Genomic DNA, 13,450 nt, shown 5'->3' with positions numbered 1-13,450 from the left:
CGTGACGACCGTGACGAGGAGCACCGGGGCACCCGGAGCCACCGGGCTGCCCGCCCTGCGGCCGCTGACGCGGTGGCCCCGGCTCACTTCGGCGATTCCGCTCGACCCCGGGGTCGAGCGCCGGGTGGCCGAGATCCTCGGGCAGCTGACGCTGGAGGAGAAGGTCGGCCAGATGATCCAGCCCGAGCTGGCCGAACTGACCCCCGAGGACGTACGCGACTACCGGATCGGCTCGGCGCTCAACGGCGCCGGCATCTGGCCGGGCGGCAGGCGCCACGCCACCGTCCGGGACTGGGTGGACACCGTCGACGGCTTCTGGACGGCGGCCGAGGAGTGCTGGCGGGACCGGCCCTTCCGTATCCCGTTCATGTGGGCCACCGACGCCGTGCACGGGCACAACAATGTGCACGGCGCCACGGTCTTCCCGCACAACATCGGCCTCGGCGCGGCCGGTGACCCCGACCTGGTGCGGCGCATCGGCGAGGTCACCGCCCGTGAGGTGGCCGCCACCGGCATGGACTGGACCTTCGCCCCGACCGTCACCACCCCGCGCGACCGACGCTGGGGCCGCTATTACGAGGGCTACGGCGAGGACCCCGCCCTCGTCCACGCCTACGGCCGTGCCATGGTCGAGGGCCTGCAGGGCGATGTCGCCGCGCTGCGCACCGACGGGAAGGCGCTCGCCACCCTCAAGCACTGGATCGCCGACGGCGGCACCGAGAACGGCGGCGACCGCGGCACCGCCCGCTGCTCCGAGGCGGTGCTCAGGGACATCCACGCCCAGGGCTTCCTGGCCGGCATCGAGGCCGGCGCGCAGAGCGTGATGGTCTCCTTCAGCAGCTGGGAGAACCCCGCCAACTACAACCACACCCCCGGCCGCGCCGAGCCGTACAACGACAAGGTGCACGGCAGCCGTTACCTGCTGACCGACGTGCTCAAGGACGCCCTCGGCTTCGACGGCATCGTCCTCAGCGACTGGGACGCGCACGCCGAGGTCGCCGGCTGCTCCGCCGGGGACGCCGGCTACGCGATCAACGCGGGCCTCGACGTGCTGATGATCGCCGGCCGCGAGGCCTGGCAGAGCGTGCACCGGACGACCGTGCGGTACGTACGCGACGGGGTCATCCCGATGGCCCGCATCGACGACGCGGTCTCCCGCGTCCTGCGCGTGAAGATGCGCGCAGGACTGTGGGAGAAGGCCCGTCCCCGGGAACGCGCCCTCGCGCGTGCCGAGGCTCCGGTCGTCGGCTGCGCCGAGCACCGGGCGCTGTCCCGCGAGGCCGCCCGCAAGTCACTGGTCCTGCTCAGGAACACCCCCGGCCTGCTGCCCCTGTCCCGCACCGCCCGGGTGCTGGTCACCGGCAGCGCCGCCGACGACCTGAGCAAGCAGTGCGGCGGCTGGACCGTCACCTGGCAGGGCGACGACGTGGACCACGCCGACCTGCCCGGCGGCACCACGTTGGCGGACGCGGTCCGCTCCGTCGTCGGCACCGAGCGCTGCACCGTCGACGCGGCGCTGGAGCACACCGACCCCACCGCCTTCGACGTGGCCGTGGTCGCCCTCGGTGAGGACTCGTACGCCGAGATGCGCGGCACCCTCAAGCCCTGGCGTTCCCTCGGCTACGCCGACCTGAAGACTTCCTACGCCCGCGACCTGGACGTGCTGCGCCGACTGCACACCGCAGGACTGCCCGCCGTCACCGTCTTCTTCACCGGAAGGCCCCTGTACTGCACCGAGGAGATCAACCTCTCGGCGGCTTTCGTCACCGCCTGGCTGCCCGGACCGTACGCCGAGGGCATCACCGACGTGCTGTTCGCCGCCCCGGACGGATCAGCCGCGTACGACTTCCAGGGCCGGCTGCCGTCCTCCTGGCCCCGCACCCGCGACTCCGCCGCCGTCAACCGGATCCCGTCCCACCTGCCCGACTACCGCGTACCCGCCGAGGAGACCGCTCCGGAGGGCCGGCACACCCCGCTCTTCCCCGTGGGCCACGGCCTGTCCCTGCACGACCCGGCCCCCGGCGTCGGCCCCCTGCCGCCGGACGAACCCCAGCCGGCCCCGCCGCCGCCCCCGGCGGACGGCCCGCTCCGCGTCCTCGACGCCCACGGCACGCCGTACCGGCTGCGGGTCGGCGGCCACAACACCTGGTCCCGCGAGGACATTTCGCTCACCGGGCCGATGCGGTGCCTCGTCGTGCACGCCGACCCCGTGCCCGCCCCCGCCGAGGGCACCGGGCTGCGGCTGCGCTTCACCGGCTACCCGGCCTTTGTCTACGCCGAGTCGCCCACCGGCACACCCGCCGATCTGCGCGGCCACCTGGACGCCGGCGCCCATGTGCGTTTTCGCGCGCGTGTGCTCGAGCCGCCCTCCGCCGCCCTGTTCCTGGCCTGCCACGACGACTACCCCGCCCAGCCGGGCGTGGACCTGGCGCCGAGGCTGCGCGCGGCGGCGAAGGGGGAGTGGACCATGGTGTCGGTCCCGCTCGCGGACCTGGCGGCGGTCGGCATGGATCTGCGCCACGTGGACGTGCCGTTCATGCTCTACACCGACGGCACGGCGCTGCTGGAGATCGCGGACGTCGGCTGGCGCGTCCCCCAGGGGTGAAGGGAGTAACCGTGCGGCCCAGGCTGGCTCTTGTCGGCATCGGCTCCTGGGGACGTCAGTATCTGAGGATCGCCACGCGACTGGGGGCGTCGGTCGCCGTGTGCCACTCCCGGCATCACGGCGACGACGCCAGGTGGCTCGCCGCCCATTACCCGGCCGTGCGGCACACCACCTCCCTCACCGAGGCACTGGACCGTCCCCTCGACGCCGTCGCCGTCGTCACCTCACGGCATGCGCATGCCGACATCACGCTGGAGTGCCTCCGCCGTGGACTGCACGTCCTGGTGGAGAAGCCGGCCGTGACGAACCGGGCCGACCTGGAACGGACGCGGGCGGAGGCGCACAGCCGCGGGCTGGTCCTGCGGACCGGGTACACGCACTGCTTCGACGAGAGCCTGCGGCGACTCGCCACGACGGCCCGGCGGCTGACCGCCCCCGACTGGCGTTTCACCTGGACAAGGCCGGCTCCCGGCACGGGTGTGACGGACCTGGTCTGGGAGTACTTCCCGCACGTCTTCAGCATCGCCGGCCTGCTCGGCGACGTGGCCGCCGAGCACCTCGCGACTTCCTCGGTACGAGTCGGCCGGGGCCCGTCCGGCACGGCCACCGTCGAGGTCGACCTGCCGATGCGGGACGGCCGGGGACACGTCAGCGTGTCCTCGGACGCCGGGGTGCGGCACAAGGGCATCCGCCTGTACGACGGGACCGAGCTCGTCGCCGTGTGGCGGGACCGGCGGCTGCTCGACGTACGCCGGAACCGGGTGTTCGAGGCGGCCGAAGAGCCCCTGCTGTGCCAGATCCGCGACTTCCTTGAGGCCGTCGCGTCACGCGGCGACGACACAAGGCGGTACGACCCACGTGACCCACAAAACCCATATGACCCACACGACTGCGTCAGCCGGGACAGGGTGGTCACCGACCTGCTGGTGAGGCTCGACTCGGCAGCACGGCACAACGATCACCGAACCCTTACGAGGTGAGCTGTGAGAATTTTCCTGGCGGGGAACCGCGGATATCTCGGTGCCGTTCTGGAGCAGTCGCTGCTGCGGGACGGACACGAGGTCGTCGGTCTGGACACGGGGTACTTCGACACCGCCCCGGCACAGCCCCGCAAAGACGTCCGGCGGGTCACCCGCGACGACCTGGCGGGGTGCGACGCGGTGGTCAACCTCGCCGCCCTGTGCAACGACGCCTGCGGCGAACTCTCCCTGGCCGCCACGCACCAGATCAACGCCCAGGCACCCGTGCGCCTGGCCCGGCTGGCGAAGGCGCTGGGCATCCGGTCGTACGTCCTGGCCTCCTCGTGCAGCGTCTACGGGGCGGCGCGCGACGGCGAGTTGACGGAGACCGACGACGTCGCCCCGGAAACCGCTTACGCCACCAGCAAGGTGATGGCCGAGCATGAGGTGCTGCGGCTGGCCGACGAGTCGTTCGCCCCGGTCGCGCTGCGTTTCGCGACCCTGTTCGGTGACTCGCCGTCCTTCCGGAGCGACCTCATGGTCAACCGCATCGCCCTGACCGCCAGCCGGTGGGGCGAGATCCGCATGAACGGCGAGGGCCTGCTGTGGCGGCCCCTGCTGCATGTGCGCGACGCGGCCCGCGCCGTCCGCCTCGTCCTGGACGCGGGAGGTCACTCCGGCGGCGAGGTCTTCAACGTCGGCCTCCCGGACCAGAACCACCGCCTCGTCGACGTGGTCGAGATGATGCGCGAACTCCTGCCCGGTGTCACCGTCATCAGGACCGTCGCACCGGACAACCGCAGCTACGCCGTCTGCTTCGACAAGTTCCACGCGACCTTCGAGCCGTTCCGCTCCACCTGCACCGCCGCCGACGGCCTGCGCGAGGTCGTCGACGTCTACCGGCACCGGCTTCGCCACCCCCTGCGCGACGCGGGCGACGGCTGGGCCGGCACCGACCGACGCGAATGGCTGCTCGCCAAGCGCACCGTCGGAGACCTCGACGCCGACTTCCACTGGAACGCCCACTCGCCCGCCGTGGCCTGACCGACCGTCGTGGCCCGACCGACACACCAACCGCCTTTCGGAGAGGACCCCGTTTGTCCAGCCAGCACACCACTCGTTCCGACACCGCGCAGATCATCCCCCCGGAGGCCGTGCACGCCGACCTTCGCGGCACGATCACCGCGCTCCCCCACTTCGACACGGCCGGGACGATGGTCATCGAGTCGGAGGCCGGCTCCGTACGCGGCAACCACTACCACCTCAACGAGAGCCACCTCATGTACGTCGTTTCCGGCCGCATGATCTACCTGGAGGAGGACGACGACCGCGGGATCTCGGTGGCCGACGTCGGCCCCGGTGAGTCGGTGATCAGCCCCAAGGGCGTACCGCACGCCACCGTCTTCCCCGAGCACACCGTCTTCGTGACGCTCTCCGACTGGGACCGCCGCGGCCACCGCTACGAGGACGAGATCGTCCGGGTCGACCCCCTGGAGGAACGCCCCGAGGTCGCCCCGTACCTGGAGGGCATCGGCGAGTTACTCACCGGCGAGTTCCAGAAGCGGAGGAACGGATGACGATGTGCGCGCCGACCGCCGCCCCCGCCTCCGGAACCTGCCTGCTGTGCCACTCGACGGCACTGGAGGATGTCCTCGAGCTGCGCCCCACCCCACCGGCCAACGCCCTCACGCCGACCGCGGACGAGGCGCGGCGCGCCACCAAGTTCCCGCTGCGCCTGGTGCGCTGCGCCGCCTGCACCCATGTGCAGCTGGCCGACCTGGTGGACCGCGACCTCCTCTTCCGCGACTACAAGTACGCGACCGGCGCCGCACCCGGTCTCGTGCGCCACTACGGGACGCTCGCCCACCAGTTGATGACCCGGCACCGGCCGGCGCCGGGGGCGACGGTGGTCGAGATCGGCTCCAACGACGGCACGCTGCTGCGCGAGTTCGCCGCCGCGGGCATGCGGGTGCTGGGCGTCGACCCGGCCGCCGACCTCGCCCGTCAGGCCGAGGAGTCCGGCATCCCCACCTACGCCACGCACTTCGACGACTCCGTCGCCGAGAAGATCCTCGCCGAACAGGGCCCGGCGGACCTGGTCCTGGCCAACAACGTGCTGGCGCACGTGGGGGACCTGGGCAGCACGCTGCGGGGCGTCCGCCGGCTCCTGGCACCGACGGCACATGCCGTGGTGGAGGCGGCGCACCTGCTCCCCATGGCCGTCTCCGGCATGTACGAGTTCATCTACCACGAGCACATGTCGTACTTCTCCCTGCACGCGTTGCGGACCGCGGCGGAGCGCCACGACCTGAGCGTCGTCGACGTCGAGGAGATCCCCACCCAGGGCGGCTCCATCCGCTGCTGGCTCCGCCCCGCCGACACCGTGCGACCCGCCGACGTCTCACCCGCGGTCACGGAGCTGCTCCGCCGGGAGGAGGCCGCGGGCTTGACCGACGGCACCCTGCTGCACGCGTTCGCCGCCCGCACCCGGCGGGTCAACACCGGCCTGCACGACGTCATCCACGGCCTGCGGACCCGCGGCAGACGCCTGTCCGGCTACGGCGCCTCGGCCCGTGCGGTCACGCTGATGGCCCAGGCCGGCATCGACGACGCCATCGACCACATCGTCGACGACAACCCGCGCAAGCACGGCCTCCACGTCCCCGGTTCCGGCATCCCGGTCGTGCCCACCGACACCCTCGACCGTGCGCGTACGGACTACTGCGTGCTCTTCGCCTGGAACTTCCGGGACGACATCACCGCCGGCCTGACCGACTTCGTCCGGGCGGGCGGCATGTTCGTCGTCCCCTTCCCGCGACTGAGCGTCGAGTAGACGACGCCGGAGGCGGGCTGTCACCAGCTGTGCCTGCCCCCGTACAGTCCGTCGTGCCGGCCAGTCCGTCGTGCCGGCTCCGTCACGCCAGGCACAGCGGTTGACCAGGAGAAGAATCATGGATCCCGAAGCCGGCCCCGGCTCCCTTCCGCACGCTTCCGGAAGGGAGCCGGGGCCGGTCCCCGAAGCCGATCCCGGACTCGTGAAGCGATGGCGCGCGGAGGGAGGCGAACTGGTCGAGCTGCTGTCCCAGGTGCGCGAGCGGTCGGGCGGCATCGCCGCGTTCCGCCTCGGCCCCGCCCCTACCGTTCTGGTCACCGACCCGCAGGCGGTCCAGCACGTACTCGCCCGGCACCCGGAGCGGTACGTCAAGCGCTCCCACCGCGCCCGTCTGCTGATCGGCGACGGAGTCCTCGCCGCCACCGGTGCGGCGTGGAAGCGCCAACGCCGCTTGTTGCAGTCCCAGTTCACCGGTACCGGGATGCGCCGCTACGAACAGCGGACCACCGCGGCCGCCCGGACCACCGCAGAACGCTGGGACGCGTACGCCCGTACTGGGCAGACCCTCGATGTCGGGCGGGAGATGCGCCGCTTCGCCCTGGACGCCATCTGGCGCTCCCTCACCGGGCACCCCCTCGATGAGGGGACCGAGCGCGAACTGTCCGCCGTGGCAGCCGTGGCGACCGCCCTGCCGACACTGCCCGCTGATGTCACCGAGGCCCAGGACGCCGTTGCCGCGGATCTCGCCCGGATCGACGCGGTCGCCCGGCACGCCGTCGAGGCCGCCCGCGACGGGGCCGCCGGTCCCGACGGCCCCGGCCTGCTGCACGTCCTGATCGACGCCGCCACCGAGCACCCCGAGTACACCGACCGGCTGATCCGCGACGAGCTGGTCACGCTGCTCGCGGCCGGGCACGAGACCACCGCCACCACCCTGACCTGGCTCTATCTGCTCCTCGACCAGCACCCCGCCGCCCGCGAACAGGCTCTCGCCGCCGGCGGCGAAGGTTCGGCGCAACGCCGCCAGGCCATCCAGGCTCTGGTCCACGAGACGCTCCGGCTCTACCCGTCCGCCTGGATTTTGCCCCGCCACGCCACCGAGGACGACACCCTCGCCGGCTACACCGTCGAGGCGGGCACCGACATCCTGGTCTGCCCGTACCTCACACACCGCGACCCCGAACTGTGGCCGGACCCAGCGCACTTCAACCCCCGGCGCTTCATCACCCCGGGCGGCCGGCCCGCCCACCCGGGCGCCTACTTCCCCTTCGGCATCGGTCCCCGCGCCTGCCTCGGTCTGCAGTTCGCGCTCCGCGAATCGACGGTCCTGCTCGAACACCTGCTGCCGGCCCACACCCTGGCCTTCTCCTCCACCCCGACGAAGACGTCGTACGGCATCACCGTCCGCCCCGACGGCCCCACCCCCGCGACGGCGACGGCGACGGCGACGGCGACTCGGTCAGCATGACGACCGCGCCCCGGCCGGCGGCGTCGTCCGTGAGCCGGCGCGGCAGCAGGGTGGCTCCGGCGCCGGCCAGGACGAGGGGCCGATGACGGCGCCGTGCGAGGTCTGGACCGCGACTCGGGGCGGCTTGCCGTCGACAGTCAGTACGTGATCGACGAGGGCGCGCACGGCGGTGCCTTCCGGCGTCGAGATCAGCGGGAAGGCCGCCAACGCGGCGACGTCCACGACCTGTTGGCCGTCCAGGCGCCCGCAGGAACGAAGTCGAGCGGCTGATCAACCGTGTCCTCAGTACGAGAGATCCTTCTGCTCGGTGATCAGACGACCGGCGATGTGCAGGTTGCCGTCGGAGTCGAGTACCGCGATGATCTTTTTTGTCCGGCCGTGGTAGGTCGTGAAGTAGATCTTGTCCGCCTCCTGGGAGGGTGGATAAGTTCGTGTTCACGGCCAGCTCGATACTCACCGGCGAGCTGATGAGCACGTCCTTCTTGGGAGAGTTCGGGTAGACCTGGTTCGGTCGAAGCTTGATGCGGCCGTGAGTGTCGCCCTCATTCCAGTCCGTCGCCAGTCCGAGGTCAATATCAGCCATGAGGCTTCCTCTCGAGTCCCGGCGGGCCGTATCTCTTCTCACGGGCCACAACCGCGTCGTTCTGTGCGTGAAGCCCGAACAAGACGCGCCCGCTCCCCAATGGAAGATCCTTCGCGTTCGGGTTACATACGACATCACCACGTGCAGGAGTGAGAGGCGGGCTGGTGGCCCTGACGAGCGCATTCATCGACGCCGAACAGCCTCAGGTGTACCGACGGGCGGTCACCGGATTCCTCACCGGCCGCCCTTGACCGGTCCCTCGCGGCTACCGACTGGCGTCCTCCGCGTCCGCGTCCGCGTCCGCGCCGGCCGACACGGCCCTGTCCTTGACCCTGGACAGCGTCGTGTCGATGAAGGCGCGGGTGGCGGCGGTGACGGGTCCGGCGCGGTGGACGAGCCACTGGGCGAGCCGTTCCGGCGGCGAGAACCGGTAGACGTCGGCGCCCGCGCGGCGGGCGAGGTCGGCCCAGCCGTCCGGCATGAGGCCGGCGCCGATGCCCTTGAGCACCATCGGCAGCACCACACTGCGGTCACCCACCTCGGCGGCGACCGTGAGGTCGCCGACCGTGGCGGAGAACCGGTCGAACAGCGCCCGCACGGCCGTCGCGGGGCCGGTCACGACGAACCGCATCCCGCGAAGATCCTCGGGCCGCACGGTCGGCCCGGCGCCGGCCGGGAGTGTGCCCGGCGGCAGGACGAGCAGAAACTCCTCGTCGCGCAGGTAGTGGGCCACCAGGCCCTGGCCCGCGGGGCGCTGCGCACTGCCGCAGACGCCGACCTCGCAGCGGCCCTGCGACACCATGGCGACCACCTCGGCGGCGGCCATGGCGGACGAGGTGCTGACGGTGACGCCGGGGTGCCGCTCCCGCAGTTCGGCGATGATGCTGGTGACGGGTTCGAGGCCGGAGGACGACGTGGCCGCGACGTCGACCCTCCCGACGGCACCGTCACCGAGCGACCGTGCCGCCGCGCGCATCGCCTCCAGGTCGCGCAGCACGAGCCTGGCCCGGTCGGCCATCGCCTCCCCCGCGGTACTGAGTACGGCATTGCGGCCGACCCGGTGGAAGAGCGTGACGCCGAGTTCGCGTTCGAGGTTGCCGATGGCTCGGGACAGCGAGGGTTGGGCGACGTGCAGCGCCCGTGCGGCGTGGGTGAATCCGCCGTGCTCCACGATCGCCACGAAGTATTCGAGCTGACGGCGTTCCACGATTCGCTCCACCCGCCCACTCGCCGATCAACCCACTCGCCGATCCGCCCATAGCCGATTGCTATCGGAATGGTGTCACGCATGTCTTGGACGTCCCACCCCCGCACCGGCTTTACTCACCCCGTGTTCACCACTCGGCCCACGCTCCAGGGCACCCACGGAATGGTGTCCTCCACCCACTGGCTCGCCTCCGCCGCGGCGATGGCCGTACTCGAAGACGACGGCAACGCGTTCGACGCCGCGGTCGCGGCGGGTTTCGTGCTGCATGTCGTCGAGCCGCACCTCAACGGGCCGGCGGGCGAGGTGCCGATCATCCTCGCTCCGGCGGGCGGCCGGCCGCTCGTGCTGTGCGGGCAGGGTCCGGCGCCGGCCGGCGCGACCATCGGCCACTACACCTCGCTCGGCCTGGACCTGGTGCCCGGCACCGGCCCGCTGGCCGCCGCCGTGCCGGGGGCGTTCGACGCCTGGATGGTGCTGCTGCGCGACCACGGCACCAAAACGCTCGCCGACGTCCTCACGTACGCGATCGGCTACGCCGAGAACGGCCACCCGGCGGTCGAGCGCGTCGGCGAGACCGTGGAGGCGGTACGGGAACTCTTCGAGACCGAGTGGACAACCTCGGCCGAGGTCTACCTCCCGGGCGGCACCTCACCCGCTCCCGGCGCCCTGCTGCGCAATCCCGCACTGGCCGCCACCTGGCGACGGCTGCTCGCGGAGGCGAAGGCGGCGACGGGCGGATCCGGAGCGGACCGCAGGGAGGCGGAGATCGAGGCGGCGCGCCGGGTGTGGCGGGAGGGGTTCATCGCCGAGGCCCTGGTCGAGTTCGCCGCCCGCCCCACGAAGGACACCTCGGGCGAGCGGCACACCGGCACCCTCACCGGCGACGACCTCGTCCGGTACGCGGCGGCGTACGAGGCGCCGGTCACGTACGACTGGAACGGCTGGACGGTGGCCAAGTGCGGCCCCTGGAGCCAGGGCCCGGTCTTCCTTCAGCAACTCGCCCTGCTGCCCGGCGGTTTCGGGGAGGGCGGGCGTGGCACACCGGCGTACGGCACGGCGGAGTACGTCCACACCCTCGTCGAGGGTACGAAGCTCGCGATGGCCGACCGTGAGGCGTGGTACGGCGACGCCGGCAGCGACGGCAGCGTCCCGCTCCAGACACTGCTGTCGCCCGGCTACAACGACGCCCGCCGGGCACTGGTCTCGGACGACCGCGCGTCGTTCGAGCTGCGGCCCGGCAGCCCCGACGGCCGGTCACCGCGGCTCCCCAAGCAGGCGCTGGGCACCGCACCCGGCGGGCCCGGTCCGGCCGCGGCGGGCGCCGGCGAGCCGACCGTGGGGCGGGACGGTGCCACCCGTGGGGACACCTGCCACCTCGACGTGGTCGACCGCTGGGGCAACATGATCGCCGCCACCCCGAGCGGCGGCTGGCTCCAGTCCAACCCGGTGGTACCCGGCCTCGGCTTCCCCCTCGGCACCCGGCTGCAGATGGCCTGGCTCGAACCGGGGCTGCCGAACTCGCTGACCCCGGGCCGCCGCCCGCGGACCACCTTGACTCCCTCGCTCGCACTGCGCGACGGTGCGCCGGTGCTCGCCTTCGGAACTCCCGGCGGCGATCAGCAGGACCAGTGGAGCCTGCATTTCTTCCTCGCCGTGACTCTGCGGGAAAAGGTGCGGGGAGGATTCGATCTGCAAGGCGCCATCGACGCCCCGAACTGGCACACCGAAAGCTTTCCGAGTTCCTTCTATCCACGTGACATGCATCCGGGAACCATCACCGTGGAATCACGGATCGGCGAATCCGTCATTTCCGGTCTAAGGCGTCGCGGACACCGCGTAACCGTCAGTACTCCCTGGTCGGAGGGCCGCCTCTGCGGAGTGGCCCGCGATCCGGAAACCGGTGTGCTGTCGGCGGCGGCCAACCCGCGCGGGATGCAGGGTTACGCCGTCGGCAGGTAGTGAAGAAGGCAGCGCGAAGATAGCGTGGAACATATGAGATCCGCATTTTTAATGCGGCCGAAATAGATACCGGTAAAGCGTCGGCTACCGTGATGGAACCCCAGAAGAAGCACCGCTCGAAGTGCTCGGAGTTTCCATGGAAGACCGATCCCCCCGACATCCGGGAATCCCGCACTACCGAATGGTCATCGCGGCGGTGGCCGCCCTCACTGCGACCGTCCTCACCTCGTGCGTCCCGGTCCAGTCCGTCACCAACACGGCCCGTCACACCGACGCCTACGGTACTCCGGTCGGCGACCAGCCGGTCCGCGCGGGCGGCAGCCTGACGATGGGCCTGTCGGCCGAACCCGACCGCCTCGACCCGACCACGTCCAGCTCGCTCTACACGCGCTACGTCATGAGCTCGATGTGCGAGAAGCTGTACGACCTCGACTCCGAGGGCACGATCGTCCCGCAGCTCGCGACCGCCCTGCCGGACGTCTCCGCCGACGGGCTCACCGTGACGATCCCGGTCCGTACCGGCGCCGTCTTCGCCGACGGAACCCGGTTCGACGCGGCCGCCGTACGCACCAGCCTGCTCCGTCACTTCTCGCTGCCGACCTCCCAGCGCACCCCCGAGATGGGGCAGATCCGGAGCATCGAGGCGCCCGACGCACGCCAGGTGGTGATCCGCTACAAGCGTCCGTTCGCGCCCATCGCCGCCGCCCTCGCCGACCGGGCGGGCATGATCATGTCGCCGAAGGCGCTGGCCGCCGAGGGCGACGACTTCGGTGACAAGCCGGTCTGCGTCGGGCCGTTCAAGTTCGTCGAGCGGGTACCGCAGACATCCATCACGGTCGAGCGCGACCCGCGTTACTACGACGCACGGGACATCCGCCTCGACAAGATCACCTACCGGATCATGCCGGACGCCAACATCCGTGCCGCCAACCTGCGTTCGGGCGACATCCAGGTCGCCGACACCATCTCCCCGCAGGACGTGGACGCCCTCGTCAAGGAACCGGAACTGAGACTGCTCCAGTCCGGGTCACTCGGCTACTCCGGGGTCACCATCAACACCGGGAACGTGGACGGCGTCGGCACAGCGGCCAAGCGGATCGACACCCCGATCGCCAGCGACGCACGGGTCCGCGCCGCCTTCGCCGCGAGCATCGACCGCAAGACGCTGGTCAACACGGTCTTCAACAACTGGTTCGAACCGGCCTGTTCGCCGATCGCCCCGCAGACCGTCTACGCCTCGGCCGCCAGCAACGCCTGTCCCGCCTTCGATCCGGAACGCGCACGGCGCCTGCTCGCCGAGGCGGGTGTGAAGACCCCGTACCGGGTGACCCTCCAGGTGTCCAACTCGCAGGACCAGATCCGTTACGCCCAGGCGCTCCAGGCCAGTGTCGCGGAGGGAGGTTTCGACCTCCGGATCGTCCCGGTCGAGTACTCCACGCTCCTCGACGTCGAAAAGCGCGGGACCTTCGAACTGCTGCTGCTCGGCTGGTCCGGACGGATCGACCCGGACGGCAACACCTCCCGGTTCCTGGCCACCGGTTCCGCGGGCAACTACGGCGGTTTCTCGTCGAAAACGCTTGACGACCTGCTGGCACGCGCCTCGCGGACCACCGACACGAAGGAGCGGACCGCGCTGTACGGCAGGGCCGTCACCCTGCTCCAGCGGCAGAACCCGCTCGTCTACACCTACCGGCAACGGAACCTGACCGTCGCCTCCACCTCGGTCGCCGGGGTCCGGGTCTACACCGACGGCGTGGTCCGGCTCTCCGAAGCCGCCTTCCGCACGGCCGGTGCCGGTGCCAACGCCGACGCCGGCACCGGCAAGGAGGGCTGACC

Annotated in this window: 11 protein-coding genes and 1 pseudogene; 9 read left to right on the top strand and 3 right to left on the bottom strand. The window is 71.4% G+C overall.

Going from position 1 to position 13,450, the window contains the following annotated elements; genetic code table 11:
- Position 1 precedes the first annotated feature (1 nt).
- From G5C60_RS04235 to G5C60_RS04205, 7 genes are all read left to right on the top strand, one after another.
- Positions 2–2,605 (top strand): glycoside hydrolase family 3 N-terminal domain-containing protein, encoded by a 2,604-nt coding sequence (locus G5C60_RS04235; protein ID WP_165254817.1) that lies wholly within the window; start codon positions 2–4, stop codon positions 2,603–2,605.
- Positions 2,606–2,616: 11 nt separating this feature from the next.
- Positions 2,617–3,585 carry a Gfo/Idh/MocA family oxidoreductase gene (locus tag G5C60_RS04230; protein ID WP_165254816.1) on the top strand — a complete coding sequence of 323 codons (969 nt, stop codon included), beginning with the start codon at positions 2,617–2,619 and terminating at the stop codon, positions 3,583–3,585.
- A 3-nt stretch (positions 3,586–3,588) separates the two neighbouring features.
- Positions 3,589–4,608 (top strand): NAD-dependent epimerase/dehydratase family protein, encoded by a 1,020-nt coding sequence (locus tag G5C60_RS04225; protein ID WP_165254815.1) that lies wholly within the window; start codon positions 3,589–3,591, stop codon positions 4,606–4,608.
- A 53-nt stretch (positions 4,609–4,661) separates the two neighbouring features.
- A complete protein-coding gene (locus G5C60_RS04220; RefSeq protein ID WP_165254814.1) occupies positions 4,662–5,141 on the top strand; it encodes a cupin domain-containing protein in 480 nt (159 codons plus the stop codon).
- 2 nt (positions 5,142–5,143) lie between these two features.
- Positions 5,144–6,397, top strand: a complete 1,254-nt coding sequence (locus G5C60_RS04215; RefSeq protein WP_165254813.1) for a class I SAM-dependent methyltransferase — start codon at positions 5,144–5,146, stop codon at positions 6,395–6,397.
- Positions 6,398–6,515: 118 nt separating this feature from the next.
- Positions 6,516–7,865, top strand: a complete 1,350-nt coding sequence (locus G5C60_RS04210; protein WP_165254812.1) for a cytochrome P450 — start codon at positions 6,516–6,518, stop codon at positions 7,863–7,865.
- 93 nt (positions 7,866–7,958) lie between these two features.
- Complete coding sequence (locus G5C60_RS04205; protein ID WP_165254811.1) at positions 7,959–8,135, top strand: hypothetical protein; 177 nt, start codon at positions 7,959–7,961, stop codon at positions 8,133–8,135.
- Positions 8,136–8,147: 12 nt separating this feature from the next.
- On the opposite strand, the gene G5C60_RS52995 is transcribed toward G5C60_RS04205, so the two are convergent.
- From G5C60_RS52995 to G5C60_RS04200, 3 genes and pseudogenes are all read right to left on the bottom strand, one after another.
- Positions 8,148–8,264, bottom strand: coding sequence for a DUF6342 family protein (locus tag G5C60_RS52995; RefSeq protein ID WP_338145688.1), 117 nt, complete (start codon positions 8,262–8,264; stop codon positions 8,148–8,150).
- A gap of 88 nt (positions 8,265–8,352) precedes the next feature.
- Positions 8,353–8,448: pseudogene (locus tag G5C60_RS52990) on the bottom strand (DUF6342 family protein); the annotation flags it as partial.
- Between the two features lie 265 nt (positions 8,449–8,713).
- Positions 8,714–9,655: a LysR family transcriptional regulator gene (locus G5C60_RS04200; protein ID WP_338145683.1), complete on the bottom strand. Its 942-nt coding sequence runs from the start codon at positions 9,653–9,655 to the stop codon at positions 8,714–8,716.
- 123 nt (positions 9,656–9,778) lie between these two features.
- On the opposite strand from G5C60_RS04200, the gene G5C60_RS04195 reads away from it, so the two are divergent.
- Positions 9,779–11,614 carry a gamma-glutamyltransferase gene (locus tag G5C60_RS04195; RefSeq protein ID WP_165254810.1) on the top strand — a complete coding sequence of 612 codons (1,836 nt, stop codon included), beginning with the start codon at positions 9,779–9,781 and terminating at the stop codon, positions 11,612–11,614.
- Between the two features lie 136 nt (positions 11,615–11,750).
- Positions 11,751–13,448 (top strand): ABC transporter substrate-binding protein, encoded by a 1,698-nt coding sequence (locus G5C60_RS04190; RefSeq protein ID WP_206439078.1) that lies wholly within the window; start codon positions 11,751–11,753, stop codon positions 13,446–13,448.
- Positions 13,449–13,450: the final 2 nt, after the last annotated feature.

The organism is Streptomyces scabichelini, assembly GCF_011045015.1.
Classification (GTDB): Bacteria; Actinomycetota; Actinomycetes; order Streptomycetales; family Streptomycetaceae; genus Streptomyces; species Streptomyces scabichelini.
The sequence above is the reverse complement of the archived record's forward strand: the minus strand, read 5'-3'. Positions and strand labels throughout refer to the sequence as shown.